General features: G+C 66.9%; 27 protein-coding genes and 1 tRNA gene. 18 read left to right on the top strand and 10 right to left on the bottom strand.

The window, feature by feature from the left end; translation table 11 throughout:
- Window positions 1-3 precede the first annotated feature (3 nt).
- Together tilS and PJB24_RS02300 are read right to left on the bottom strand one after the other, a co-directional pair.
- Window positions 4-1,353: a tRNA lysidine(34) synthetase TilS gene (tilS, locus tag PJB24_RS02305; protein ID WP_273842243.1), complete on the bottom strand. Its 1,350-nt coding sequence runs from the start codon at window positions 1,351-1,353 to the stop codon at window positions 4-6.
- Between the two features lie 52 nt (window positions 1,354-1,405).
- Window positions 1,406-1,479, bottom strand: a tRNA-Met gene (locus PJB24_RS02300).
- A 276-nt stretch (window positions 1,480-1,755) separates the two neighbouring features.
- Between PJB24_RS02300 and PJB24_RS02295 the strand changes: the two genes are divergently transcribed.
- The 4 genes from PJB24_RS02295 (at window position 1,756) to PJB24_RS02280 (ending at window position 4,933) form a co-directional block, all read left to right on the top strand.
- Window positions 1,756-2,343 (top strand): GNAT family N-acetyltransferase, encoded by a 588-nt coding sequence (locus PJB24_RS02295; RefSeq protein WP_273842241.1) that lies wholly within the window; start codon window positions 1,756-1,758, stop codon window positions 2,341-2,343.
- A gap of 75 nt (window positions 2,344-2,418) precedes the next feature.
- Window positions 2,419-3,246, top strand: coding sequence for a DUF429 domain-containing protein (locus PJB24_RS02290; protein WP_273842238.1), 828 nt, complete (start codon window positions 2,419-2,421; stop codon window positions 3,244-3,246).
- Window positions 3,247-3,251: 5 nt separating this feature from the next.
- The gene (locus tag PJB24_RS02285; RefSeq protein WP_273842236.1) at window positions 3,252-3,845 is read left to right on the top strand and encodes an HD domain-containing protein; all 594 of its coding nucleotides are present in this window, start codon (window positions 3,252-3,254) and stop codon (window positions 3,843-3,845) included.
- A complete protein-coding gene (locus PJB24_RS02280) occupies window positions 3,842-4,933 on the top strand; it encodes a hypothetical protein (RefSeq protein WP_273842233.1) in 1,092 nt (363 codons plus the stop codon). The genes PJB24_RS02285 and PJB24_RS02280 overlap by 4 nt, the downstream gene beginning before the upstream one ends.
- A 13-nt stretch (window positions 4,934-4,946) precedes the next feature.
- Here the strand turns inward: PJB24_RS02280 and PJB24_RS02275 are convergent, their stop codons facing one another.
- The 6 genes from PJB24_RS02275 to PJB24_RS02250 all read right to left on the bottom strand — a co-directional run bounded on the left by PJB24_RS02275 (window position 4,947) and on the right by PJB24_RS02250 (window position 9,535).
- On the bottom strand, window positions 4,947-5,639 hold the full coding sequence (locus PJB24_RS02275; RefSeq protein ID WP_273842231.1) for a DUF6391 domain-containing protein: 693 nt from the start codon (window positions 5,637-5,639) through the stop codon (window positions 4,947-4,949).
- Window positions 5,640-5,724: 85 nt separating this feature from the next.
- Complete coding sequence (locus tag PJB24_RS02270) at window positions 5,725-5,961, bottom strand: hypothetical protein (RefSeq protein ID WP_273842230.1); 237 nt, start codon at window positions 5,959-5,961, stop codon at window positions 5,725-5,727.
- Window positions 5,962-5,979: 18 nt separating this feature from the next.
- Complete coding sequence (locus tag PJB24_RS02265; RefSeq protein ID WP_273842547.1) at window positions 5,980-6,381, bottom strand: glycine/sarcosine/betaine reductase selenoprotein B family protein; 402 nt, start codon at window positions 6,379-6,381, stop codon at window positions 5,980-5,982.
- Window positions 6,381-7,463, bottom strand: coding sequence for a redox-regulated ATPase YchF (gene ychF, locus PJB24_RS02260; protein WP_273842227.1), 1,083 nt, complete (start codon window positions 7,461-7,463; stop codon window positions 6,381-6,383). Before ychF ends, PJB24_RS02265 begins: the two co-directional genes overlap by 1 nt.
- Before the next feature lie 51 nt (window positions 7,464-7,514).
- Window positions 7,515-9,017 (bottom strand): DHA2 family efflux MFS transporter permease subunit, encoded by a 1,503-nt coding sequence (locus PJB24_RS02255; protein ID WP_273842225.1) that lies wholly within the window; start codon window positions 9,015-9,017, stop codon window positions 7,515-7,517.
- A complete protein-coding gene (locus PJB24_RS02250) occupies window positions 9,017-9,535 on the bottom strand; it encodes a MarR family winged helix-turn-helix transcriptional regulator (RefSeq protein WP_273842223.1) in 519 nt (172 codons plus the stop codon). The genes PJB24_RS02255 and PJB24_RS02250 overlap by 1 nt, the downstream gene beginning before the upstream one ends.
- A gap of 190 nt (window positions 9,536-9,725) precedes the next feature.
- Here PJB24_RS02250 and PJB24_RS02245 point away from each other — a divergent pair, with 190 nt between their 5' ends.
- Window positions 9,726-10,202 (top strand): iron-sulfur cluster assembly scaffold protein, encoded by a 477-nt coding sequence (locus tag PJB24_RS02245; protein ID WP_273842221.1) that lies wholly within the window; start codon window positions 9,726-9,728, stop codon window positions 10,200-10,202.
- A gap of 416 nt (window positions 10,203-10,618) precedes the next feature.
- A complete protein-coding gene (locus PJB24_RS02240; protein WP_273842219.1) occupies window positions 10,619-11,314 on the top strand; it encodes a Gmad2 immunoglobulin-like domain-containing protein in 696 nt (231 codons plus the stop codon).
- Here PJB24_RS02240 and PJB24_RS02235 read toward each other — a convergent pair.
- Together PJB24_RS02235 and PJB24_RS02230 are read right to left on the bottom strand one after the other, a co-directional pair.
- The gene (locus tag PJB24_RS02235) at window positions 11,311-11,769 is read right to left on the bottom strand and encodes a hypothetical protein (RefSeq protein WP_273842217.1); all 459 of its coding nucleotides are present in this window, start codon (window positions 11,767-11,769) and stop codon (window positions 11,311-11,313) included. The genes PJB24_RS02240 and PJB24_RS02235 overlap by 4 nt on opposite strands.
- 29 nt (window positions 11,770-11,798) lie before the next feature.
- Complete coding sequence (locus tag PJB24_RS02230) at window positions 11,799-12,560, bottom strand: sulfite exporter TauE/SafE family protein (RefSeq protein ID WP_273842215.1); 762 nt, start codon at window positions 12,558-12,560, stop codon at window positions 11,799-11,801.
- Window positions 12,561-12,768: 208 nt separating this feature from the next.
- On the opposite strand from PJB24_RS02230, the gene PJB24_RS02225 reads away from it, so the two are divergent.
- From PJB24_RS02225 to PJB24_RS02170, 12 genes are all read left to right on the top strand, one after another.
- Window positions 12,769-13,557, top strand: coding sequence for a DeoR/GlpR family DNA-binding transcription regulator (locus tag PJB24_RS02225; protein WP_273842212.1), 789 nt, complete (start codon window positions 12,769-12,771; stop codon window positions 13,555-13,557).
- A gap of 62 nt (window positions 13,558-13,619) precedes the next feature.
- The gene (locus tag PJB24_RS02220) at window positions 13,620-14,939 is read left to right on the top strand and encodes an MFS transporter (protein WP_273842210.1); all 1,320 of its coding nucleotides are present in this window, start codon (window positions 13,620-13,622) and stop codon (window positions 14,937-14,939) included.
- A gap of 1 nt (window position 14,940) precedes the next feature.
- Window positions 14,941-16,077 carry a four-carbon acid sugar kinase family protein gene (locus PJB24_RS02215; RefSeq protein ID WP_273842207.1) on the top strand — a complete coding sequence of 379 codons (1,137 nt, stop codon included), beginning with the start codon at window positions 14,941-14,943 and terminating at the stop codon, window positions 16,075-16,077.
- A complete protein-coding gene (gene pdxA / locus PJB24_RS02210; RefSeq protein ID WP_273842204.1) occupies window positions 16,074-17,087 on the top strand; it encodes a 4-hydroxythreonine-4-phosphate dehydrogenase PdxA in 1,014 nt (337 codons plus the stop codon). The genes PJB24_RS02215 and pdxA overlap by 4 nt, the downstream gene beginning before the upstream one ends.
- A 5-nt stretch (window positions 17,088-17,092) precedes the next feature.
- Entirely contained in the window at window positions 17,093-18,364 is a 1,272-nt protein-coding gene (locus tag PJB24_RS02205) for a nickel pincer cofactor-dependent isomerase, group 22 (RefSeq protein WP_273842202.1), read from the top strand.
- A gap of 64 nt (window positions 18,365-18,428) precedes the next feature.
- Window positions 18,429-19,118: a ferritin-like domain-containing protein gene (locus tag PJB24_RS02200; RefSeq protein ID WP_273842200.1), complete on the top strand. Its 690-nt coding sequence runs from the start codon at window positions 18,429-18,431 to the stop codon at window positions 19,116-19,118.
- A gap of 126 nt (window positions 19,119-19,244) precedes the next feature.
- Window positions 19,245-20,246 (top strand): ketol-acid reductoisomerase, encoded by a 1,002-nt coding sequence (gene ilvC / locus PJB24_RS02195; RefSeq protein ID WP_273842195.1) that lies wholly within the window; start codon window positions 19,245-19,247, stop codon window positions 20,244-20,246.
- Window positions 20,243-21,055 (top strand): cyclase family protein, encoded by an 813-nt coding sequence (locus PJB24_RS02190; protein WP_273842193.1) that lies wholly within the window; start codon window positions 20,243-20,245, stop codon window positions 21,053-21,055. Before ilvC ends, PJB24_RS02190 begins: the two co-directional genes overlap by 4 nt.
- A 42-nt stretch (window positions 21,056-21,097) precedes the next feature.
- The gene (locus PJB24_RS02185) at window positions 21,098-21,772 is read left to right on the top strand and encodes a DJ-1/PfpI family protein (RefSeq protein WP_273842191.1); all 675 of its coding nucleotides are present in this window, start codon (window positions 21,098-21,100) and stop codon (window positions 21,770-21,772) included.
- A complete protein-coding gene (locus PJB24_RS02180) occupies window positions 21,769-22,884 on the top strand; it encodes a cobalamin-independent methionine synthase II family protein (RefSeq protein WP_273842189.1) in 1,116 nt (371 codons plus the stop codon). Before PJB24_RS02185 ends, PJB24_RS02180 begins: the two co-directional genes overlap by 4 nt.
- Window positions 22,885-23,460: 576 nt before the next feature.
- Complete coding sequence (locus PJB24_RS02175; protein ID WP_273842187.1) at window positions 23,461-24,573, top strand: S1C family serine protease; 1,113 nt, start codon at window positions 23,461-23,463, stop codon at window positions 24,571-24,573.
- Between the two features lie 64 nt (window positions 24,574-24,637).
- Window positions 24,638-25,867, top strand: coding sequence for an acyl-CoA dehydrogenase (locus tag PJB24_RS02170; protein ID WP_273842184.1), 1,230 nt, complete (start codon window positions 24,638-24,640; stop codon window positions 25,865-25,867).
- Window positions 25,868-25,888 lie beyond the last annotated feature (21 nt).

Below are 25,888 nucleotides of genomic sequence, written 5' to 3'. Positions count from 1 at the left end.
TCTTCATCTCCATGGACTCCCCTTCACCTCCAGCCTGAGCGCCCTGCTCGTCCCGCTGCCAACCTTGAATTCCTCACCAAGCTCACCGAGGAGAATCCAGGCCACCTCCCCACGTTCGTCGACCACGACGGGGGTCCTGCGCCTGCGATCCCTGGGCATCTTGCGGTCCATCATAGCCCGCATCACCTTCTTGCGCCCCCCGAGACCGAGCGGTCTCATGGTGTCTCCTTCGCGCGTCATCCTCAGCCTGTAGGGGCCGCGGGAGGCATCCAGGTAGGCGACCTCCGGACGGGCGGCATCTTCCAGATTAAAGCCCGAAACCTCCCTGACTTCCAAGGTCCACCCGCTGAAAGAGATGACGCCGGGACGCAGCGCTTCCTCTCTTTCGTCCGGCACGGGCCTGCGGTAGAGGGCCACATCCCCACCGGGACGGCTGGCAGCCACGATATCACCGGGGAGATTGAGGGTCTTCGTGGGCCCTCCCAGTCGCAACAGGCCGAGGACATCCTCGACCATCCTGGCCTCCGGTGGCGGAGATCCGGGACGGAGCCGGTCGTACGCCATCCTGACCGCGTGGCGCCGCAGGGCGGGGTGGGCGCCTTCGATCTTCTCCCGGACCAGGAACACTTCTTCCCCGCGCACCTCCAGCAGGCTGCCGGCGATCTCCTCCAGGGCCTCGAGATCCTCGCGGACTAGGGCAGCCATGCGGGCGATGTTCGAGGCCGCGCCCGGGTACAGCTCCTCCAGCACCGGCACCACCTCCAGGCGTACCCGGTTGCGGGCATATTCCGGGAGCAGGTTGGTGCTGTCCGTGCGGTACGGCTGCCCGAGCCGCTCGAGGTAGGCGAGCACCTCGCTGCGGCGGCAGCCGATGAGCGGCCTCACGACCCGACCCGCGACCGGTGGGATGCCGCCGAGCCCGCGCAACCCCGCACCGCGCGAGACGTTGAGCAGCACCGTCTCGGCGACGTCGTCCGCCGTGTGCCCGGTGACGATCGTGCGCATCCCGATCTCCGCAGACACCTCCCGGGCCAGCCGGTAACGCTCCCTGCGCGCCCGCTCCTCGACGCCGCTCCCGCCGCGCAGCTGCAGGCGCCTCACCTCGCAACGCACCCCGAGTTCGGCGCACAGCCCGCGCACGAACCTGGCGTCCGCCCGCGATTCCTCACCCCGCAGCCCATGGTCCACGTGCAGCACGGCGGGGTCTTCCCCAAGATCGAGCAAGGCCCTCAAAAGCGCCACCGAATCCGGCCCCCCGGAGACGAGCACCAGCGGGCGTGAGAGATCCATCCGGTAGCGTCGCGCCGTCTCGCCGACCTTGCCCACGAAAGGGTCTGGGGAACCGCCGTTCACGGTGACGAGTATACGGGCAAATGAAAACCCCGGGAGAGCCCGGGGCAGATAGTAGCGGGGGCGGGATTCGAACCCGCGACCTTCGGGTTATGAGCCCGACGAGCTACCAGACTGCTCCACCCCGCGTCGCGGGAGATAGTTTATCATCGGGTCGGGGTTTGTAAAGTCTCCGGAGGTCGTGTGTCGAAGGATAAATCCCCGTCGAGAAGATACGTGGGAAAAGAGACCGGAACGGACTCGTCGCAGAACCGTCCAGAACGAGAAGAGATCCGGTGCGAGATCTGCAATACAAGGATGTACGAACTCCACTGCGAACTCATCTGCCCCAACTGCGGCTACCGTCGCGACTGCTCGGACCCATGAGAGGCAGGGGGTGACCTCGATGAAGGAGCCCGCCGAACGGTGAAAGATCACGGCCGGGAGAGGATACGCATCCGGCACGCCTGGGAGGGTGATGCCGAAGATCTGCTGAGTCTGCAGCGGCAGCTCGACCGGGAGACGACCTTCATGCTGCTCGAGCCCGGGGAACGCACCACCACCGTACGCCAGGAGACCGCGCAGATAAGACGCTCCTTCGACGCGGGCAACCGCACGATTTTGGTAGCCGAGGCCTCCGGCCAGCTGGTGGGGTATCTGGAGGCGCGCGGCGGTGACTACCGGCGCAACCGCCACACCGCCGAGCTCGTGATAGGCATCCTCCAGGAGTTCGTCGGCCGCGGGATAGGGACAGCTCTCATGTCCGAGGCCGAACGCTGGGCCCGCCAGCACGGGATACACCGTCTGGAGCTCACGGTGATGGAGCACAACGAGGCCGCGGTCTCGCTGTACAAAAAGATGGGGTTCGCCGTCGAGGGACGCAGGAGGGATTCGCTCTTCGTCGAAGGTTCGTTCGTGGACGAGCTCTACATGGCGAAGCTGCTGGACCACGACGTAGACCATCCGTCCGGGACGGTCCGCCGCGAAGGCGAGAAGCCGCCGGGATACGGATGACCACCGCCACGGTGAGCATCCCGCCCCCCGGCTCGCGGAGCATCGCCCGGCACGGGAGCGGACGGATATGACGCGGTGAGGATCTACGGCCTCGATTTCACCAGCTCCCCGGGCAGGCGCAAGCCGCTCGTCGCGGTCGGGTGCAGCTTCGGCGGCGGGATACTGCGGGTCGAGAGAGCGCGGGAGATGCGAAGCTTCGAGGAGCTGAGGGAATTCCTACGGCGGCCGGAGCCGTGGGTCTGCGGGCTGGACTTCCCGTTCGGACAGCCCAAAGGGTTCGTCGAGGCGCTGGGCTGGCCCGAACGCTGGGAGGGATACGTCGCCGAGGTCGGTCAGCTCTCCAAAGAGGATTTCGAGCAGGCCATCCGGGACGACATGGCCAAGAGGCCCGTCGGGAGCAGGTTTCGCCACCGCCTGGCCGACCGGCTCTCGGGCTCCGCGAGCGCGATGATGCTCTTCCGGGTGCCGGTGGCGAAGATGTTCTACCGAGGGGCGCCGCTCCTGCTCGCTTCTGGTATGAGCGTCGTGCCCTGCCGCCAGAACGAAGACCCGCGGGTGGCGGTGGAATCCTACCCGGCGCTCGTCGCCCGGTGCCTCATCGGGAGGAGACCATACAAGAGCGACGAACGCGGCAAGCGGACGGAGGAGCTGCGCGCTGCCAGGGAGGCTCTCATCGCCGGGCTCGCATCTGCCGGTCTGCGGCACGTCTACGGGCTCACGGTCGAGCTGGACGAGCCGTGGCGCGAGCGGCTTACCCGGGAACCCGCCGCAGACACGCTGGACTCGGTCTTGTGCGCTGTGCAGGCGGCGTGGGCGTACTCGAGGAGGGAGGAGCGCTGGGGCGTTCCGGAGGGGTGCGAACCGGACGAGGGTTGGATTATTGACCCGGCGCTGCTTGAATAGTCGTGATGAGCTCGGGTTACGGCATAAAGTTCGAGAAAGCGCTGCTCTTCGCCAATCGGGTGCACGCGGGACAGTGGCGCAAGGGCACCCGGATCCCCTACATAACCCACCTGCTCGCGGTCGCCGCCATCGTCGGCGAGCACGGCGGGAATGAGGACGAGGTCGCGGCGGCGCTGCTGCACGACACCATCGAGGACACCCCTACGACCAGGGAAGACCTGGCCGTTCGTTTCGGGGAGGATGTCGCAAGTATAGTAGCAGGCTGCTCGGATGCCGACACGATCCCCAAACCACCCTGGCGCGAGCGCAAGGAGTCCCACATAGAACGCATGCGCCACGCCTCGCGCTCGGTTCGGCTCGTCTCCGCCGCAGACAAGCTGCACAACGCGAGGAGCATCCTCACGGACCTCAGAACCTGCGGGGAGGTGGTTTTCAGGCGCTTCCACGGCGGCAGGGAGGGCACGCTCTGGTACTACCGCACGCTGGCCCGGGTGTTCGAGGAGACCGACGGCGGGCCGCTCGCGGACGAACTGGCAAGGGTCGTGCAGGATATCGAGGCCCTCTCAAAAGGTTCTCACCCGACCCGATCAACGCCATGAGCAGGTGTTCCATCACCCAACTGAAGGAGCGCATAGAGACCCTGCCGGACGAGGAGCGGGTCCTCACCCACCGCCTCTTTGCGGTAGACACCGCCACGGGAAGGCTCGTCATCCCCGGTAGCATGCGAGCGTGGGTCGGGGAGGCATTCGGGTCGGTAGAGGAGGTCGAAGAGCAGCGCATCGTGCGGGTGACCAACAGAATCACGCTGGAAGGGGCCCTCTTCAACGGCCTGCGGGCCTCCCGCCCGCTCGACACCGGTGTGGACGCGAACCTGGAAGCAGAGATCTCCCGCACCACAGGCGACCCGTTCTGCCAGCCCGAGAAAGGCACCCCTGAGGACATCTTCGGGCGCGTGCGGGGGGCGCATTCCATCACCGCCTCGAACATAGCCAAGTACGATGCCTTCCACGGTGTAATCGTCTTCGACGAGCACGACCCGCTGCTACTCACCCCGGAGAGGGTTGACGATTACGTCTCGGTCGGACTCGAATGGAGCAGGAGGGTGCTGGAGACGGATCCGGACGCCCGGTACTTCCTGCTGATCTGGAACTGCCTGTGGCGCGCCGGGGGTTCCATCATCCACGGCCACGCCCAGGTCACCGCGACCCGCCACGGCCACTACCCGAAGATCGAACATCTGCGGCGCTCGGCTCTGGGATACGCCGCGGAGTACGGCTCGAACTACTTCGAGGACCTCTACCGCGTCCACGACTCCCTGGGGCTCTCGATCCCCTTCCCTTCCGGCGCCCGGGGTTTCGCGAGCCTCACGCCGGTCAAGGAGAGGGAGGTGATCCTGCTGGGGAGAGACCCGGAGGACGGGTCCCTGCGCCGCGCCTTCGCCCGGGTACTCGCGGCCTTCGTTGAGGATCTCGGGGCGAAGAGCTTCAACGTGGCCTTCTACCTGCCGCCGCTCGCCCCCGTAGAGGAGGATTGGTCCAGCTTCCCGGCGATGGTGCGCCTGGTGGACCGGGGCTCACCAGCGAACCGCACCTCGGACATCGGGGCGATGGAGCTCTACGCGGCGCCGGTGGTCGCCTCCGACCCGTTCGAGGTCGCCGGGCGGCTCGGCCGCACCCTCGCCCCCTGACAAGCTGATCTCGCTAGCGGGTTATCGTCTCGTCGTCGGGGACGAACTCGACGGCCTCAGGATCGGTGTGGAAGACCCAAACCTTGACGGTGGTGGCCGCGAGCAGCATGCCGAGGATACCGGCGCGCAGCTCTTGCGGTCGGGCGGGATCGACCCAGCCGACCTCGGCGTTGGAGAGGTCGGCGTCGGTGGTCACGAACCGCTGCAGGAAGAGGCTGAACGGCACCCTGAGCAGGAAGGAGAGCAAGACCCCGAGCACGATCATGGCGTAGAGACCCTGGCCACCCAGGTATATGCCCACGCCGAGCGCGATGAGGAAGAAGACTGCAGCGAGCAGGTTCGCCGCGACGATCGTAGTGCCGCAGTTGCGGTGGATGGCGAGCCTCCTCTCGCCCCGCTTCAGGCGCTGGAGCGCCTCGCGCACGGCGCTCTCGACCTCCTCGATCGAGCGCACACCCTGAACGAAGAACCCCTCGTCGGTGGAGAAGCCATTGAGCCTGCGGCCGGGCTCCCGCTCCATCATCACCGCTATGGTGGCATGCTCGAGGGCGTGGTTGCGCCTGAGTATCCTGTTCCCGAACATCGCGGCGAGCTGTCTGGGGTAGACGAAGAGGCTACCCACGGCCTGCAAAGAGAAGATCACAGGCAGCAAGAACAGGAAGAACACGGCCAGAAAGACCCCAACGAACAGAAATATTATGCTCAACGTCTCACTCTCACTTGTGCCCCGTACGAAGACTCACATCTCCTGAAGAGTATACCCCGCCACCCGATCCCGGGCGGTAAAGTTCTCACGGCCCGCTCCATCGGAAAGGGAGCCTGAGCTCGCCGGGAGCGTCGAGCTCGTAGAGCAGCGCGAGCGCGGCGAGAACGACCTCCCGGTGCCTGCGTGCGTCGTGGGGCTCCCCCGCCGGGAACCCGTAAGGGAAGGGCACCCGGGCCACCCTGGGGGCTTCGACCCCCTCCTCCATCGCGAGGGTGACCGTCGGAATCCCACGTCCCTCTATCGCCTGTGCTACCAGCCCCACGGACCGGTGGCACAGCGGTCAGGAAGGGGTCAGGAGTACGGCGTCGACCGAATCCCGGAGCAGTCTCCCGGCCACCTCGGGAGCGGTCTCTCCTGCGAGCGGGGCGGGATCGTGGATCGCCCCCATGAAGCTGAAGTGTCTCCGGTTGAGCTCTCCCACCACACCCTCCTCCGCGAGCTTCCGCAGGGTCCAGAGCGGGAAGACGCTGTCGAGGTCCTCCACGGGCCGTCCCGGACGCGGGTAGTAGGCGTGGGTCCAGGTGAGCTCTTCTGCCCCGGCCGGGATCTCGCGGTACGAGCAGTCGCCCGCGGGGTCGTCTATGTCGAAGCGGGGCTGCTCCGGCAGGTGCACCCCACCGGTCGAGACGAGGGCGACCCGGCATTCGGAGAGCGGCTTCTCCGGCCGCGCGAACGGCACCATCACGTGTTGAAGCGAACCAGCATCACGTCGCCGTCTCTCACGACGTAGTCGCGGCCCTCGAGCCGGACCTTCGCCTCCTCGCGGGCCTTCGCCCACGATCCGGCCTCGACGACGTCGTCCCAGCGACCGACCTCGGCGGCGATGAAGCCCTTCTCCATGTCGGAGTGGATCCTGCCTGCAGCTTCCCTGGCGGTCGCCCCCTCGCGAACGGTCCAGGCCCGGCTCTCCTTCTCCCCGGCGGTGAAGAAGGTTATGAGACCGAGCAGCCGGTACGCCGCCCGCACGAACTCCTCGAACCCGCTGGAGCCGACGCCGAGCATCGCGAGGTACTCCCCGGCCTCCTCCGGCGAGAGACCGGCGATCTCGTCCTCCAGCTTCGCCGAGAGCCGCACGGCCTCCGCACCCTCGCGCGCCGCCACCTTCTCCACCCCGGCGCTGTAGGCATCCCCCTCCGCGAGCGAATCCTCGTCCACGTTGGCCACGTACAGGGTGGGCTTGGCGGTGATGAGCGTCCGTAAGGCCTCCTCGACGGGCTCCCGTTCCGGGAAGGTGCGCGCCGGGTTTCCCTCGGAGAGGTGCTCGCGCAGCCGCTCGAGCGCGGCGGCCTCCTCGACCAGGCTCTTCTCGCCGCTCTTGGCCGCACGCGAGACGCGCTCGATCCTGCGCTCCACGGTCGCGAGATCGGCGAGCAGAAGCTCGGTGTTTATCGTCTCTATGTCGCCCTCGGGGTCCACGCCCGCGTGCACGTGGGAGACGTTCTCGTCGGCGAAGCAGCGCACCACGTGGGCTATCGCGTCGCACTCGCGGATGTGCCCGAGGAACTGATTCCCGAGCCCCTCGCCCCGGCTCGCCCCGCGCACGAGCCCGGCTATGTCGACGAAGTCGACCGTCGCCGGGACCTTGCGGCGGCTGTTCATGGTCTGCGCCAGCGCGTCGAGCCTGTCGTCGGGCACGGCGGCGACGCCCAGGTTGGGTTCTATCGTGGTGAACGGATAGTTCTGCGCCTCCGCTCCCGCCCGGGTGAGGCTGTTGAACAGCGTGGATTTTCCTACGTTGGGCAGACCGACTATCCCTACTCTCATGAGGGCTATTGTATCCGCAGAGGAGAGGATCGTTTCCTGCCGGGACCGGCTCTAATCCCCGGCTGGCCGGGCTTTACCTCCGAGCAACGTCGCGGCGCACAACCCGAGCGCGCAGACGGCTACGAGCACCCACACTGTGTCGTGGAAGCCGCTCGTGGCCGCTTCAGCCAGCCTGCCCCGTACCCCGGCGGGCAAAGCGCCGAGGCCGCCCATCCCCACCCTCCGTCCCCCGGTACCGGCTGCGCCGACACCCCGCAGGGCTCCTTCGATATGGAGGCGCTCGCGGACCTGGAAGAAGGTGGCCAGGAGGGCGATGCCCGCCGAGCCCCCGAGACGCTCGGCGACGTTGAACAGCGCGTTGCCGTCGGCGATCTCACGGGTGTCGAGGTCGCCGATCGTAGCCGCCAGCAGAGGCTGTATGGTCAGCCCCAGGGCCAGACCCCGGACGCTGAGGACCGTGGCGGTGAGCCAGACAGGGGTGCCGTAGCCGACCATCAACAGGGCTGCCGTGCCGGCGGTGAGGATCCCCATGCCCGGGACCACGGTCCGGCGCACGCCGTAACGCCTGGTCAGCATATCGCCGAGGATGGTCCCTACCCCGGTCACTATGCCCTGCGGCAAAAGGACGACTCCGGCCTCGAAGGCCGAGAAGCCCTGGACATCCTGCATGAACACGGGGAGCAGGAAGACCACGAAGAACAGCACCACGGAGACGAGGACGCACAGAGAGATAGCGAGGGCGCTCTGAGGGTGGCGCAGGAGCCTGAGGTCCACGGCCGGCTGCTCCCGGCGCAGGGCCCACAGCGCGTAGAGTCCCAGGAGGCATCCGCCGGCAGCCCAAAACGGCCACACGTCTGCGGCAAACCAGCCGAGGTCCGGACCTCCCGAGGCGCCGTAGGTGGCGAGCGCCAGCCCACCGGCGAGTAACAGGACTCCTACCAGGTCCGGACGGACGTTGCGGTCGCCGCCTCCGGGGTCCCTTACGGCACGGAGCACGGCGAAGCCCCCGAGCAACCCGAGAGGAACGTTGACAAGAAAGATGGAGGGCCACCCGAAGGCTTCTACCAGGACTCCGCCGAGTGCTGGCCCTACCGCCGGGGCGAGGAAGAGTAGTAGACCGCTGGTCGCCGGCATCTCGCGCCCGGCCCCGCCTTTGCCGAGCAGCATACTCATCGCCAGCGGCACTAGGGGCGCGCCCAGGGAGCCCTGCAACGCTCGCGCGGCGATCAGGAACCCGATATCCGGAGCCAGGGCGCACATGGCGCTCGCGGCGGTGAAGCCGAGGAGGCTCGCCAGGTAGACCCGCCGGGTACCGTAACGTTTGGCGAGGAAGGCGCTGAAGCCGAGCACCGCTGCCAGCGCCAGAAGGTACCCGCTCACCACCCACTGGGCGCCGGCGAGCGTGCTGGAGAGCCCTCTGGCTATCTCCGGCAGGGCGACGGTGACGACGCTGGAGTCAACCATGGAGAGAAAAGGACCGGCTAAAAGCCCGATCTGCGCCAGAAACGAGAGACCCCTGCCATCAGGAGCCTCCGTATTCGTCGCCGGTTCCACTACTCCTCCGTACCCCAGGCCGGCTCCGGCTCTACCTGCTGATCCCCGGCCGTGATGGACATCTCCAGAAGGCGCCTGAGCGCCCTGATACCCTGGAGGACCTGCGACCTCTCTTCGGGGCTGGCGAGCGCGAGCGCTCGCAGGATCGGGTCCCGCCTGCGGAACGGCATCTCGGTCCGCAGGTAGTCCTTAACCTCCTCGGAGAGGAAGATGCAGCTGTAGCGCCGGTCTTTCGGGTCCGGCGTCCTCCAGAGAAAACCCTTCTGCTCCAGACGGTCTACGATGCCCGAGACGGTCGAGTGAGAGAGCTCCATCCTGGAGCTGAGCTCCTTGAGGCTAATACCATCCTCCCTGGTAAGCTCGTCGAGCGCCCGGATCTGAGGCGCAGTCAGCCCGCTGCGGGCGATGTCCGGCTCGAAGGAACGCCGCAGTAGCCGGGGTAGCGCGTGCACGTGCGCCGTCACCTCTTCGGCCTCCCGGATCAACACCGCATCACGATCCTCTGTATCCCCCGCCATACCGCTCACTCCTATATGCCGCACTCTACACGTCGTATACGACATATTACACCGGAGCGGTCCCGTGTCTATGGGTCGCATGCGAAATATTTGAGCTAGCTCCTCTTCAAGAGGAGTCTCCGGCGTACGTATTGCAAGCCTGAGGTAGAATCCTTCTCTGCGAGAGCGAGCAGCGAAGAGGTGGCGAGTCTTGGACAGGCAGCTCCAGATACAGATCCTCACCGATCACTATCAGAGGCCGCGTCACCGGGGGTCCCTCGAAGACGCCGACGTCACGATGCCCGGGGGCAACCCAGGGTGCGGCGACGTCGTCACTATCTACCTGAAGGGCGCAGAGGACGAAAAGCACATCGAGGACGTGACCTTCGAGGGGGAGGGCTGCACGATAAGCATGGCGGCCGCGAGCATGCTCCTCGAGGAGGTCCACGAGAAGAATCTGACGATGGACGAGATCCTCGAGATGGACTACAACGAGATGATCGAGAAGCTTGGGCGTCAGATCGTCGCCTCCCGCCCGAGGTGCGCCACCCTGGGCCTCGGTACGCTCAAGGCCGCGATCCGGCGCTATCAGAAGGACCTGCGGCTCGACGAGGCCGGTGTGAAGCGCGAGGAGAGCGAGGGGCTGGTCTTCGGAGAGGGCGCCGAGGAGGCAGCTCGCAGAAAGTAGCTCCTTTTTGCTTTATCCTTATCTGAGAACGAACCGCGCCAGCGGCCCGTGCGCGGAGTATCGTAGGGGAGGAGGAGATGAGAAGGCTGGCTCTGGCACTTTTTGCCATTCTTGCTACAACTGCACTGGCGGTGGCATGCAGCCAGGGCGGCCAGGGGAGTGGCGGGCGAGAGGGTGGCGCCTCGTCGGGTACCGCGTCTGCGGCGGCTGCAAGTTCCGGCACGTCCGCCACCCCTTCTCAGAGTACGGGGTCTTCCCCCCGATCCTCCTCTCGAAGTTCCTCCGACGTCGTTTCGGGCGGGCAGGACGCGGGTAGCACCGGTGTCGCGGCGAAGGCAGAGACCGGCAAAGGTAGAACCAGCGGTGCACCGGGCTCGACAGCCAAGGCTCGGATCGCGTCCGCGGGTTTCAGTGCAGTGCCGCAGGCTCGAGGAGGCACACCGGGAGCCGCGGACAGCATCCAAGACATCAGATTCGGCAGACACGGCGGCTATGACCGACTGGTCATAGACTTCGGCAAGAAAGACGGTGCCGCCGTCTCGGTTCCGCTGTGGAGGCTCTCGAGCCCGGCAGGTGAGGGCTACAGCCGCATCTACCTCCCCGGGGTCAGGTCCACTTCCGCCTCCGGCGGCAAGCTGGGCGGCTCCATCATGGACGACTACTACGTGGTCCGTGCCCCGAACGGGGGGCTCTTCGTAGACGTGTTCGCGACCGGAGGGTTCCGCTACCGGGTGTTCGGCCTGGACAACCCGGGACGGCTGGTGATCGACTACCAGCCGTCGGGTTCCGCTCTAGGACGCCCGCTCCCGGTGCGTGGCAGGCAGGTCGTGGTCATGGAGCCCCGCAAGGGCGAGTCGGTCTCGAGTCCGCTCACGGTGGAGGGATACGCTCGCACCTTCGAGGGGCAGGTCACGGTCCTGCTCAAGAACTCGAACGGAGACGTCATCGCCCGCAAGAGCACGAAGGCCAATGACTGGTCGAACACCTGGGGTTACTTCAGGACGACCCTCGGTTTCAGGGACTTCAGCGGTACTGGCACGCTCCAGGTGGGTTCCGCGAGCGCGAAGACCGGCCAGTTCGAGGGGGTCAGCGTCCCAGTCTCGGGCGGCTAGGAGCGGTCCTTCCTGCAGGCCATGGCACCGGCGATGCAGGAGGAGACCATGAAGATCACGGCCTCGAAAAAAGCGGCGAGGGCTACTGAGAGCAGGAAGATCTGCCAGGCCTCGCCGGGACCGAGCTCCATCCCGGTGGCGTCGGAGAGGGTTGCGGCGATCCTGCGGGAGCCCAGGCTGCTCGCTGAGACGAGCGCTCCGGCGGCGCTGCCCACGACGAAGAGGGGCATCGCCACGGCGCCGCCGGCGAGCCCGGCAGCGGCCCCCTCCGACGGATGGTCCCCACCGACCGCAGAACGGGCCACCCGACGCCCGCAGAACACTCCCACGAAGCCGGCGGCGATGATCCCGGCGAGGGCGCCGAGCAGGGAGACGGCGAAACCGACGACGCCGCCGGTTATCCCCCACCGCACGCCGGCACGAGCAGCCTCTCTCCAGAGCTTACCGTGTCCCACGGAACGGAATTCTACAGCCTGACTCGTCCCTAACGCATGAACAGCCAGCCCGCTATCGTCACCCCGTAGACTATTATCGAGACGCGCAGGACGCGGTCGCTGAGCCGCTGAGCCACCCAGGCACCAAACCTCCCGCCGACGATCGAAGCCGGAGCGACGATGGCCACCGCTCCCCAGGCGACGGGGGTGAGCAGTATGAACCCCACCGCAGCGACCCCGCCTATCACGATCTGAAGGAACGCCTTCAGGGCGTTTATCCTCTGCAGGCTGTCGTCTATGGCTATCCCGAGCAGCGCCAGCACGGCCACACCGAGCGCAGCCCCGAAGTATCCCCCGTAAACGGCGGCGAGGGTCTGGGCCACCAGCGCCCCGAGGCCGGGCCGCTCCCTCTTCCGCTTCTGAAATCCGCCGAGTATCCTGCCCAGATAAGGCTGCAGCGCGAGCAGGGCGCACGCCATCAGCACCAGGAAAGGCACCACCCCCTCGAACTGGGCCCGCGAGCTCTTCAGGATCAGAAATACCCCGATCGCGCTGCCCAAAGTACTCGCCGCGGAGAGGGCGACGATCCTGCCTCTCTGCCCCGAGAGGTACTCCCGATACCCCCATCCCCCTCCCACGTAACCCGGCACGGCCGAGACGTTGTTGGTGACGTTGGCGATTATCGGCGGATAACCAACCCACAGCAGGGCAGGGAAGCTGATCAGAGAACCTCCCCCTGCGGCGGCGTTGAGCGCGCCGGAGAGAAACCCCGCACCCGCAAGCACCACCCCCTGCCACAGATCAAAACTCAAAACACCCTTCCGCTCTCGTCAACCCCTCCGGCAAAGATCAATCCTCAAAACCTCCTCTGCCTCCAAACATCACAAAAGCGTATATCCCATACAGGTAATTAAACACCTCACCATGAAGTGCCTTCCGCTCATTTTTGCTCATAAACGACTTTATTTGACAACATATGACCGATACTGGTAAATTGTTCGTGCCAGCGGGGAGAGGCGGATGAAGGGCAGGAGCAGGGACAGGAGCATACCGGCGGAGCGCAGGACGCGGGTTCTGAGCCTGCTACGGTCGCGGGGGGCGGCGTCGGTGGCCGAGATCGCGCGGGAGACGGGGGTTTCGGAGTCCACGGTGCGCAGGGATCTCAGGCTGCTGGACAAGGAGGGTGTCATACGCCGCTCGCACGGGGGGGCGGTGGCGTCCGAGAGGGCGACCTTCGAGCCCCTCTTCGAAGACCGGCGGCGCAGCCACGCGGAGGAGAAGGCGAGGATAGGCGGGCATGCCGCCTCGCTCCTGGAGGAGGGTCAGAGCGTCATCTTCGACTCCTCATCGACGGTGATCGCGGCGATAGAGGCGTTCGCGAGGCGGCCCCTCCGGATCACCGCGGTCACGAACGACGTGTATGCGGCCTCGCTGCTCGCGCCGATCTCCGGGGTGAAGGTCCTGGTCTCAGGAGGAGTGGTGAGGGAGCGTTCGTTCACGCTGCTCGGGCCCGAGACCCAGGCGTTCTTCGAGCGGCTGCACGCGGACGTCGCGCTCGTCGGGATACACGCGGTCGCGGGCACGACGCTCACCGAGGCCGGGTTGGAGGTCGCGGCGGTCAAGCGGGCGATCATCCGCGCCGCGCGGAGGGTCGTGCTGCTCGCCGACCACAGCAAGTTTGGGCCTCCGGCCTTCTTCGACGTGTGCACCCTGGAGGAGGTGGACGATCTGGTAACCGGCTCTTCGCTGTCAGAAGCGAAGCTGCGGGAGATCTCGAAGATCGGAGGATTGGAGGTGCATCTCGTCTGAACGAAGCGTAGAGGTGGACTCCACGAAAACAAACGGGGAAAGGGTTAGGAGGATGAACACCGATGACCACGCAAAACGAAAGCATGCTCGGCAGCACCGAAGGAGGTAGAGCATACACCCTTTATCTGATAATAATAGCGCTCGCCGGCTGGTCGCTCGCATCGTACGACCTCAACCTCCTGGTCCTCACGATCCCGAACATCTCACAGGATCTCGGGCTCTCGGCCTCCCTGGTGGGAACCCTGGTCTTCTTCGTCTCGGCTGCGCAGTTCGTGGTCACGCTCTTCGTCGGATACGGCATGGACACCCTGGGGCGCAAGAGGATGTGGATGATCTGCCTCGCTGCGGCGGCGGTCTTCACCGGGCTCACCTTCTTCGTGCAGAACTTCTGGCAGCTCGTCGTGATCCGGATGCTCGCCTCGGCCTTCGCCCAGTCGGAACTCGCCGTCTCGATCACGCTCGTGAACGAGCAGGTTACCGCGCGCCGGCGGGGGCTCCTGTACTCCATCGTGCAGGGAGGCTGGCCGCTTGGCGTCTTCCTCGCCTCGGCGGTCTACACGCTGTTCATCGGCTACGGCTGGCGCTTCGTATTCCTGTTCGGCGTCATCCCGATCATCGTCGTCATCATCGGCCGGGCCTTCATAAGGGAGAGCGACCGTTTCCGGCACCCGCAGGAGGTCAAGCGAGCCAAGAAGGCCGGGGACGAAGAACACCTCGCCCGTCTACTCGAGAAGTACGAGGTCAACGTCGAAGAGGTCGAGGAGGTCACGCTCAAGCAGCCCTTCGCCCACCCCGGACCGGTACGCCGCCAGCTGTTGCTCCTCACGGTCGTCTGGCTGTTCTACTCGAGCTCCTTCGCCGCCTCGAACCTCTACGTCACCGACTTCCTCACCCGGGTCAAAGGGTTCACCGGAGGAGAGGCCGGGGTATTGCTCCTGCTCTCCGGGGGGATAGGGTTCTTCTTCTACATCCTCGGCGGATGGCTCGGTGAGAAGTGGGGCCGGAGGGAGGTTCTGATCCGGACGACCATGCTCGTGGCACCGCTCAACCTGATCTTCCTGCTCGTGCACGGCACCGTGCTCGCCGGCATAATCTACTTCCTGATCTACCAGGTCACCAACGGAACCTGGTCCGGAGCAGGCTACGCCTACCAGGCGGAGAGTTTCCCCACCCGCGTGCGCGGCACGGCGGTGGGCTTCCTCGGGGCCATCTTCGCCGGCGGGCTCCTGATCGGGGCCGGCATCTGGACCATCCTCACCACCTTCACCACGGAGACCACGGCCTGGGTCGTGGTGGCCGTAGTGCTCGCCCTCGGTCAGCTGCTGACGCTCGCGCTGCGCAGGATACCGCCCGGGCAGGAGCTCGAGGCGATAAGCACCTGAAATGCGACCGCCTGCGCAACCGGCAGTCGCCATCGTCGCCGACGACCTCACCGGGGCGGCGGACTGCGGGGTGCAGTTCGCCCGCTCCGGGTACCGTACGGCCGTGCTCTTCCAGAACAGCACCACCCTGCCGGAGGCCGACGCCCTGGCGCTGGACACCGGCTCCAGGGAACTGGGGAGAGAAGGGGCCGCGGACATAACCGCCGGGGCCACGGAGCGCGTGCGGCACGCCACCATCCTCTACAAGAAACTCGACTCCACCCTGCGGGGCAACGTCGCCGCGGAGCTCGGCGCCGCGCTCGAGACCTCGGGACGCCGGGCCTGCCTCCTCGCCCCTGCCTTCCCGGAGATGGGCCGCACGACCCGTGAGGGGACGCAGGTTCTCCACGGAGAGCCGCTACCCGGGGGGCACCTCCCGACCCTGCTCGAGAGAGCCGGGCTCGGTCCGGTGGAAGTGCTGGCGGCAAGAGCCCGCCGCGAAGACGCAGGCCGATCGCTGGCGCGGGCGCGATGGATCGTGGCGGACGCAGAAGAGCAAAGCCACCTGGAGCATCTGGTACGCTGCGTTCGGGATCCCGCCTCCGTACTCTGGGCCGGCTCGGCGGGGCTCGCCCGGGCGCTCGGCTCGGTCCATCCCGGCCCGCGGAAGGTGCCGGGCCCGCCCACCTTCTCCGCCCGCAGGGTGCTCGTCGTCGTGGGGAGTACCAGCGCCACCGCCCGTGAGCAGCTCGATGTCCTCAAGCAACGAGGCCTGGAGGTCGTCCCGCTCGCAGAAGACGCTACCGACTGCCTGTGCCGCGTCCTCATGGCCGGTCGCAGCGCCGCTCTGTGCTCCGCCCTGCAGAGGAGTGCGAGGGCGGAACAGAGGATATCCGCCGCGCTCGCGCGGGTCGTGGTCAGCCTGGCCGAGGAGGACCTCTTCGACGCGCTGGCGCTCACCGGAGGAGAGACGGCCCGTCGGATCGCTTCGGCGCTCGGAGCGCGCGGTATCCTGTTGAGAGGAGAGGTGGAGCCCGGCGTTCCAGCGGGCACCCTGATCGGGGATCGCCCGTACCCGGTCGTGACCAAGGCCGGGGGTTTTGGAGGGCCCGAGACGCTCTGGAACGCGCTTCTCACCCTGACCGGAGGAGGACGATGACCGAGGACAGAAGAGCACTTCCCACCGTCGCGGTCACGATGGGAGACCCGGCGGGCGTCGGCCCGGAGGTGGTCGCCAGGACATTCGCCGAGGAGGGTTTTCAGCGAGAAAACCACGCGGTCATCGTCGGGGACGCGGGCATCCTCGGGCGCGCGATAAGCCTCCTCGGGCTCCCCCTGAGCATGAACGTCATAGGAGGAGTCTCGGAGGCCCGCTTCGAGCCGGGCATCGCCGACGTCATCACCCGGAGCGAGCTGCCCATGGACCTCCCGTTCGGCAAGCTCGACGCCCGGGCCGGAGACGCCGCCTTCGAGTACGTCCGCCACGCGACCTCCCTCGCGCTCGAGGGAGAGGTGGACGCGGTCGCCACCGCGCCTTTGAACAAGGAGGCGATACACCTCGCCGGGCACGAATACCCCGGTCACACCGAGATCCTCGCCGACCTCACCGGCACCAGAGACTACGCGATGATGCTCGTCTCAGAGGATCTGCGCGTCATCCACGTCTCGACCCACGTCCCACTGAGAGAGGCCATAGAGCTGGTGCAGCCCGAGCGGGAGCTCGCCGTGATCCGTCTCGCCCACGAGACCCTGAGGAAGCTCGGCATCGAGGAACCCAGGATAGCCGTCGCGGGCCTCAACCCCCACGCCGGGGAGAACGGCCTCTTCGGCGAGGAAGACGAAAGACTCATAAGGCCGGCGGTGGAACGGGCACGGGAAGAGGGGATCGACGCGAGCGGTCCCTACCCGCCGGACACGATCTTCTCGCGGGCCAGGAAGGGGGAGTTCGACATCGTGGTCGTGCAGTACCACGACCAGGGCCACATCCCGGTGAAGCTCTCGGGGTTCGAAACGGGGGTGAACGTCACGGTGGGCCTGCCGTTCTTCCGCACCAGCGTGGACCACGGGACCGCCTTCGATATCGCGGGTACGGGTATGGCGGACCACCGCAGCATGAAGGCCGCGATAGAGCTTGCCCGCGAGCTGAGCGGCCGGATAGCGAGGAGGTGATGGGGGTGGAGTTTCCGAAGGTGGCCCTCGTGCGCCGCGGGTTCCCGCGGCCGCGGGTGGAGGACGTAGAGGAGGAGCTGCGCAGGCAGTGCGCGCGCCCGGAGATCCGGAAGAAGCTCCGACCGGGGATGAGCGTCGCGATCACCGCCGGGAGCCGCGGCATCTCGGACATCCCGAAGGTGCTCGAGACACTCGTCGGCATCGTGCGAGGGGCCGGGGCGGAGCCGTTCATAGTCCCGGCGATGGGCAGCCACGGCGGGGCCACCGCCGAGGGACAGCTCGAGGTGCTCGAGAGCCTGGGCGTCACCGAGCGGAGCGTCGGAGCACCGATCCGCTCCTCGATGGAGACCGTCGAGATCGGACGCACCCCACACGGCATCCCGGTCTACATGGACCGGCTGGCCGCGCAGGCGGACGGCGTGGTCGTCGTGGGCCGGATCAAGCAGCACACCGACTTCCACTCGGAGATAGAGAGCGGGCTCCTGAAGATGGCCGCGATCGGACTCGGCAAGCACGCCGGGGCCCTGAAGCTGCACGCCCGCGGCATCCCAGGCATCCGCGACCACATGGTCGAGGCCGGAAGCCTCGTCTTCTCCTCCGGCAAGATCCTCTTCGGGGTCGCGCTCGTCGAGAACGCCTGCGAGGAGACCGCGATCCTGGAGGCCATCCTGCCGGAGGCCGTAATCGAACGCGAGAAGGCGCTGCTGCGGCGGGCGAGAAACCTTGCCCCGAAGCTCCCCGCAGAGGAGATCGACATCCTCTTCGTCGACGAGCTCGGCAAGAACTACAGCGGGACCGGGATGGACACCAACGTCATCGGCCGCTACCGCATCCCGGGCGTCGAGGAGCCGGAGAGCCCGAAGGTCAGGTACATCATCGTGGGTGATCTCAGCGAGGCCTCGCACGGCAACGCGCTCGGGGTGGGGCTCGCGGACTTCACTACGAAGCGGCTCTTCGAGAAGATGGACTTCGCCGCGACCAACCAGAACGTCCTCACCAGCACGTTCGTCGAGCGGGGTAAGATCCCGCTGATCCTGGAGAACGACCGCGAGGCGCTCGAGGCCGCCGTCCGCTGCAACTGGGGTGTCCCGCCGGAGAGGGCGCGCTTCGTGCGCATCCCGAACACGCTCGACCTCAGATACGCCCTCGTCTCGGAGAACCTGCTCGAAGAGGTGCTCGCGGCGGGCGACGCAGAGATCGTGGATGGGCCCGCAGAGCTGAGCTTCGATGAATCAGGGAACCTGAGGCCGCTGGCGGAATCGAGCCGACTCCTGTGATCCGGGAACCCGCAGGCGCCGTATACGGCGTATCCGAAACCGGTCTCTGGAGAAAGGAGCGGTAATGGTCCAGCAGTCGTTCACGGAGGAGGCCCTCTCGCGGCGCGGCTTCCTCTCCGGCTCGGGCAGGCTTCTCGGCGGGGGGGCGCTGGCGCTCGCGCTCGGCGGCGGAGCCCTGCTCCCGAAGACCGCCGAGGCCGCGAACACGGCGGGGGACATCGCCGTCCTCAACTACGCGCTCACGCTGGAACATCTGGAGTACGCGTTCTACAGGGAGGGCCTGAAGAGGTTCACCACCCAGGACTTCCGGCTCGCGTTCCTCAGGTACCGTCGCTACCAGAAGGCGGGGATACGCATCCTCGACGGCGCCGAGGTAAGGAAGTACTTCGAGCTCATCCGGGAGCACGAGCACGACCACGTCAAGACGCTGACGGCCGTCATCCGGCAGCTCGGCGGCAAACCCGTGCCGGAGTGCCGCTACCGCTTCCCGTACAAGAACGTGAAGGGCTTCGTGCAGCTCGCCCGCATCTTCGAGAACCTTGGCGTCTCGGCCTACGACGGTGCGATCCACAAGATAAAGAACCCCGACCTGCTGACCGCCGGCGCGACGATAGCGACCGTCGAGGCGCGCCACGCCTCCTACCTCAACCTCATAAACGGCTACGTCCCCTTCCCTGCCTCCTTCGACAAACCCAAGTCGAAGCAGCAGGTCCTGAAGGAGGCTTCGCCGTTCATCACCTCCTGCCCGCGGTAGGGATACCGCGGACCTCCTCCCGTCGGGGCCCCTTTCGGGGCCCTTTTTCATCCCCCGGTACACCGGGCTTCACTTCGAGCCCCTCCGGGCTTACCATCGCCCCACCGGAAAAGAGAGGAGGGAAAGTTGGCCTGCATCTACACAGACCAGGACGCGGATATCGGGAGGCTCTCCGGGCGCACCGTCGCGGTGATCGGCTACGGCAACCAGGGCCGCGCCCAGGCCCTGAACATGCGCGACTCGGGGATAGAGGACATCATCGTCGGCAACGTCCGCGACGAGAGCTGGGACCAGGCGGAGGAGGACGGCTTCCCGGTCATGCCCATCCCCGGGGCCGCACGAAGGGGGGAGGTGATCCTCCTGCTCATCCCCGACGAGGTGGCTCCGGAGGTCTACACGGAGCATATCGGGCCGCACCTCACCCCCGGGAAGACGCTCGTCTTCGCGAGTGGCTACAACGTGACCTTCTCCCACATCGAACCGCCGGAGGGGGTGGACGTGGTGATGGTCGCCCCACGCATGATCGGGGAGGCCCTCAGGGCGCTCTACCTCTCCGGGGAGGGGGCGCCGTGCTTCGTGGATGTCCACCGGGACGCCTCCGGGCACGCCCGGGAGGACTGCCTGGCGCTCGCGAAGGCGATAGGCTGCACGCGGGCCGGGGCGATAGAGGTCGGCTTCGAGCAGGAGACCTGGATGGACCTCCTCGCCGAGCAGGGGATCTGGCCGCTCATCATGAGGATCTTCCTCGCGGCGTTCGAGCTCGAGGTCGAGGCGGGCATACCGCCCGAGGCGGCGCTTTTGGAGCTCTACGTCTCGAAGGAGCCGGCCGAGATCTTCGAGCGGGCGGCCGAGGTGGGCTTCTTCGAGCAGCTCAGGCTCCACTCGCACACGAGCCAGTACGGGCAGCTCTCCCGCCTCGCGGAGACGGACCGGGTTGGGATAGAATCCTTCCTGCGCGAGGCGCTCGAGGAGCGCATACGCTCAGGGAGCTTCGACGCGGAGTGGTCCGCGAAACGCCAGGAGGGGGAGAAGGCGCTGGAGGAGCTGTACGCCCGGGTGATGCAGCACCCGATGGTGCGGGCGGAGGCGAGCCTGCAGGAGATGCTCGGCGGGAAGGAGGCGCGGTGATAGATCTCGGCGGGATCGGCGCGGCGCGGGTGGTCGACCTCTCGGTCACGCTCTCCGAGCGGCTTCCGGGCACCTGGCCGGGACACATGAGCTTCGCCCACCACAACTGGAACTGGTTCGCCGAGGTCGAGGGTCCCACCGGCAGGACCCGCAGCACAGCCCCCTACCAGACCAACTTCATCGTCATCGACGAACACTGCGGCACACACTTCGACGCCCCCACCCACTTCATCCCGCCGGAGAGCTCGGGACTCCCAGCGGCGGGCCCGCTCGGGAGCCAGAGTGGGGAGAAGGTGCCGCCGGAGGAGCTGATGGGACCCGCCGTCGTGGTCGACGTGCGGTTCCTCTCCGGGCAGGGTAAGCCCGGGGTGAGCCCCTTCATCGAGCCGGAGCACATAAGGGCCTTCGAGGAAGAGCACGGGGAGCTGGAGGAGGGCGAGGTGGTGCTGCTGCGGACCGGCTGGGACCGCTACTACGCCGAGGGCGAGGAGGGCGAGAGGTTCATGCGGGCCCCGCTCGTCACCGGGAAATCCCCGGGCTGGCCCGCACCCTCACCGGAGCTCGCCGTCTACCTGCACGAGAAGGGGATAAGGGCGCTCGGCATAGACGCCCCGAGCATCGGCAGCGCACACGACGGGGTGCCGGTGCACCGGGAGGGCCTGGGCAGGGGGATGCGCTACGTCGAGATCCTGACGAACCTCGGAGAGCTGCCCGTGCGGGGGGCGTACTTCATCTTCCTCCCCCTCAAGGTCGCCGGATCGAGCGGCGGGCCCGGCAGGGCCGTCGCGCTGGTCTCCCGGGGAGTATAAACAAAGGAACAGCCCATCCCCCGACATAGAGGAGGCCCAAGGATGGCACGAAAAGAGGGGTTCAGGCTCGGGATCTACGTGTTCGAGGGCGCCGAGACAGTGGACTTCGCCGCGCCCTACGGGGTATTTTCGGTAGCCCGGCGCTTCGATCCGGAGCTCGATGTCTTCCTCGTCGGGGAGGCGATGCGGCCGGTGCAGGCCCAGGCGGGGTTCACCATCCTGCCGAACTACTCCTTCAGGGACCATCCGGCGATGGACGCTTTCCTGATCCCGGGCGGCATCGGGACCCGGCCGGAGATGCACAACCGCAACCTGCACGACTACGTCCGTTCCCTCCCGGAGGAGACGCTGCTCGTCAGCGTGTGCACGGGCTCGTGGGTCTACGCGAAGATGGGCCTGCTCGACGGGCTTGCCGCGACCAACCGCAAGGAGCCGGACAACACCGAGAAGCCCCCGAACGGCAAGCCCCCAATCGATCGTCTCGCCGACATCGCGCCCGCCTGCAGAGTCAGCCGGGCCCGGGTCGTGGACGCCGGGCGCATCCTGACGGCAGGCGGCATCTCCTCCGGGATGGAGATGGGCTTCTATTTGCTGAAGCGCGCCGGATACGACGAGGAGTTCGTCTCCGAAGTCGCGCGGGTCATGGAGTACACCAGGGCTTACGAGGCGTACCGCGACGACGTGGAGGTCGTCGGGGAGCGCTCACCCGGCGTATGATCTCCGCCCGCGCCGACGTGGTCGGGAGCCTGCTGCGTCCCCCCTACCTGCTCGAGGCCAGGGAGCGCCGCGCGGCGGGCGAGCTCTCCGCGGCGGATTTCAAGCGCGTCGAGGATCGGGCCGTGGACGAGGCCCTCGCGTTGCAGGAGCGGGCGGGGCTCTCTGTCGTGACCGACGGCGAGATGCGCCGGGAGTCCTTCCAGAGCCAGCTCGTCGAGTCCACCGAGGGCTTCGGCCCCCACACCGTGGACGCCTACCTCTGGGGCGAGTGGCACGGCGACGAGCGGGTGGGAGACAAGAGTACCGAGCGGCCGGAAGACCTGGGGGTCAGAGGCAGACTCCGCCGGGTGCGGAACCTCTCGGCTGAGGAGTTCGTCTACGCCCGGGCGCGCACGGACAGGACCATCAAGGTCACGCTCCCGAGCCCTTCCCTGTACGCCAGCTTCTGGTCTCCGGAGGTCTCCAGAGAGGCCTACCCGACGCTCGACGAGTTCCTGGAGGACGTGGCGCGGCTCTTGCGGGAGGAGGTCGAGGAGCTGGTGCGGCTCGGGGCCACCTACATCCAGCTCGACGCCCCCCACTACCCGCTGCTCCTGGACCCGAAGACCCGGGCGTTCTACGAGGCGCGTGGCTGGAACCTCGACCGCTGGCTCACCCGCGGCGTCGAGCTCGACAACCACGTCATCGGGGATCATCCCGGCGTGACCTTCGCGTTCCACCTCTGCCGGGGCAACCAGGGCAGCCGCTGGCTCGTCTCCGGCTCCTACGAGCCGCTGGCGCGGAGGATCTTCGGCGGCATAAACGCCGGGAGGTTCATGCTCGAGTACGACGACGAGAGGAGCGGCACCTTCGAGCCCCTGCGACACCTACCGGAGGACAGGATAGCGGTCCTCGGGCTGGTGACGACCAAGAACCCCCGCCGCGAGACCGTGGAGGAGTTAGAAGCGCGCATCCGCGAGGCTGCCCGCTACGTCCCGCTCGAGCGGCTGGCGATAAGCCCCCAGTGCGGGTTCGCCACCTCGGTCATCGGCAACGCCCTGACACCGGAGGAAGAGGAGCACAAGCTCCGTACCATCGTCGAGACCGCACAGAAGATCTGGGGAACGACCTGACCCTGCCCCAGGGTAAGACCGTAGACCTGGCACACACGGGAGAGCCGACCATCGGGTAGGCCACGAGGCCGGCCGGACCGGGGCGTTCGGAGAGCATCCACCGGCTCTACGGCGTGCAGGAGCCGCTGCGCCCGGCGCGAATCCGGCGGCGACGGGGATCTTCCGGCGGACCGGGCCGGTCTCCAGCATCCACCTCGCCGCAGACGACCTCCGGCCTCTTCTACATAAAGAAGGGACGCGGAAGCATCCCTGCGCGCCATCCCCGAGATTCTCGACGAGCACCGCCCGGCCTGGAGAGAGCTCGTAGCGGTCGAGAAATCTCTCCGGCGCCCTTCCAGCACGGGATGGGTCGGCTGCATCTCAAGCCCCCCGATGTTCCCGTGAGGCTCGATCACCAGCATCCCTTCCAGCCCGAGAGGTAGACACCGGTGCGCACGGCCCCTCCGGCACGGGCAAGGTCCAGGGAACTTCTTTTCGGTTTTGCACGCATCCACTCCTTCCTTAAGGTATAACGAAACTAGGCAATCAGAGATCCGTAACAGACATGTGCATCGACACATCCTGGGAGGTGCCAGCTTGAGATCCCGGAGAGCTTTTCTGCTGCTGTTGAGCGGGCTGATCGTGGGGTTGCTGGCCGCCGGCTGCGGTAACGGGAGCAACTCCGGCGGCACCTCGCGGACCACCGGTAGCGTGGCCCAGACGGTCCCGGCGGCCCCCTCCAGCATCCCGAAGAACCAGCCGGTGGCGCGGGTTTACGCCCAGCTCAGCCCGAGCGTGGTACAGGTCAACGTGCGCGAAGTCCAGCAGACTCCCTTCGGACCGCAAAGCGCCCAGGGAATCGGCAGCGGCGTGATCTACCGCAGCGACGGCTACATCATCACCGCGGCCCACGTCGTGCAGGGGGCAAGCTCGGTCAACGTCGCCTTCGCGGACGGTTCGATCGCCAGGGCGCAGGTCGTCGGACGTGACGCCTACGACGACATCGCGGTTCTCAAGGTGAACCGCAACAACCTCCCGGCAGCCAAGTTCTCCGGCGAGAAGAACCTCCGGGTCGGAGAGTGGGCTGTAGCCATAGGCAGCCCCTCCGGCTTCCAGTCCACGGTCACCTTCGGGGTCGTGAGCGGCACCAACCGCTCGATCCCGTCCCGCTACACCGGAGGCGTGCAGGTTCCGTCCCTGACCGGTCTGATCCAGACGGACGCCGCCATCTCCCCCGGTAACTCCGGCGGGGCGCTGGCCAACATCAAAGGCGAGGTAATAGGGATAAACGAGGCCTACCTGCCGCCGGGTCAGACCGGTGCGGAGAACATAGGCTTCGCCATCCCGGCCCGGGTGGCGACTTCGGTGGCCGACCAGATCATCAGCCACGGCAAGGTGGTTCACCCGTACCTCGGGGTCTACACGGTGGACCTCACCCCCTCGATAGCCGGCCGGTTCGGGATCTCGGTCGACCACGGGGCGATCATCGTCAAGGTGGCGAAGAACAGCCCGGCCGAGAGCGCGGGTCTCAAGCGCACGGACGTGATAACCAGGGTCGGTTCTTACGAGGTGCAAAGTACAGGGGACCTCGTCGCTGCGCTGCGCAATTACAGGCCGGGAGACACCGTGAAGGTTACCGTCGTGCACGGTGGCAGCAAACAGACCATAGACGTGAAGCTAGGCCAGAGGCCCGCCGGAAGCGGCGGATAAAACGATTCCTCCTTCCATTAGAATACACCCTGAAACGCAGGGAACGGCGAGGAGAGGCGGGAGAGTGGACTTCGAATACTCGCAGAAGGTCAGAGACCTCCAGAAGCGTCTGGAGGCGTTCATGGACGAGCACGTCTACCCGTCGGAGCGGGTGTTCCGCGAGCAGCTCGACGCGGCGGAGAGCCGGTGGAGCATCCCGCCGGTGATGGAGGAGCTCAAGGAGAAGGCCCGCGCCGAGGGGCTTTGGAACCTGTTCCTCCCCGACTCGGAGTACGGGGCCGGGCTCACCAACCTGGAGTACGCACCACTGTGCGAGATCATGGGCCGCAGCCCCATCGCACCCGAGGCCTTCAACTGCAACGCCCCGGACACCGGCAACATGGAGGTGCTGGTACGCTACGGCAGCGAGGAGCAGAAGAAGCGCTGGCTTGAGCCGCTGCTCGCGGGCGAGATCCGATCCTGCTTCTGCATGACCGAGCCGGACGTGGCTTCCTCGGACGCGACCAACGTGCGGGCCAGCATCGTGCGCGACGGTGACGAGTACGTCATAAACGGCCGGAAGTGGTGGTCCTCGGGGGCCGGGGACCCGAGGTGCAGGATAGCCATCGTAATGGGCAAGAGCGATCCGGAGGCACCCCGCCACGAGCAGCAGTCCATGATCCTGGTCCCGCTCGACACCCCGGGGGTGAAGATAGAGCGGACGCTCCCCGTCTTCGGCTACGACGACGCCCCGCACGGCCACGCCGAGATCACCTTCGAGGACGTCAGGGTACCTGCCTCGAACATGATCTGGGGCGAGGGCAAGGGGTTCGCGATCGCCCAGGGTCGGCTCGGCCCCGGGCGCATCCACCACTGCATGCGCCTCATCGGGGTCGCCGAACGGGCGCTGGAGCTCATGTGCGAGCGGGTCAAGAACCGCGTGGCCTTCGGCAAACCCCTCTCCGAGCAGGGCGTCATCCAGCAGTGGGTCGCAGACTCCCGGATAGAGATAGAGCAGGCGCGCCTCCTGACCCTCAAGGCGGCATACATGATGGATCGGGTAGGCAACAAGGAGGCCCGCAGCGAGATCGCCCAGATAAAGGTCGTCGCCCCCAACGTCGCCCTGCGCGTCCTCGACCGGGCGATACAGGCGCACGGCGGGGCCGGCGTCTCCGACGACTTCCCCCTCGCGTACATGTGGGCCTCCTCGCGCACCCTGCGCCTCGCCGACGGCCCCGACGAGGTCCACCGCGCGCAGATAGCCCGGCTCGAGCTCAGGAAGGAGAGGAAGACTTCGGCCGGAGAGAGGGTATGAAAGTCCTACCCGATCTCCACC

Source organism: Rubrobacter calidifluminis (genome assembly GCF_028617075.1).
Lineage (GTDB): Bacteria > Actinomycetota > Rubrobacteria > Rubrobacterales > Rubrobacteraceae > Rubrobacter_E > Rubrobacter_E calidifluminis.
The sequence above is the reverse complement of the archived record's forward strand: the minus strand, read 5'-3'. Positions and strand labels throughout refer to the sequence as shown.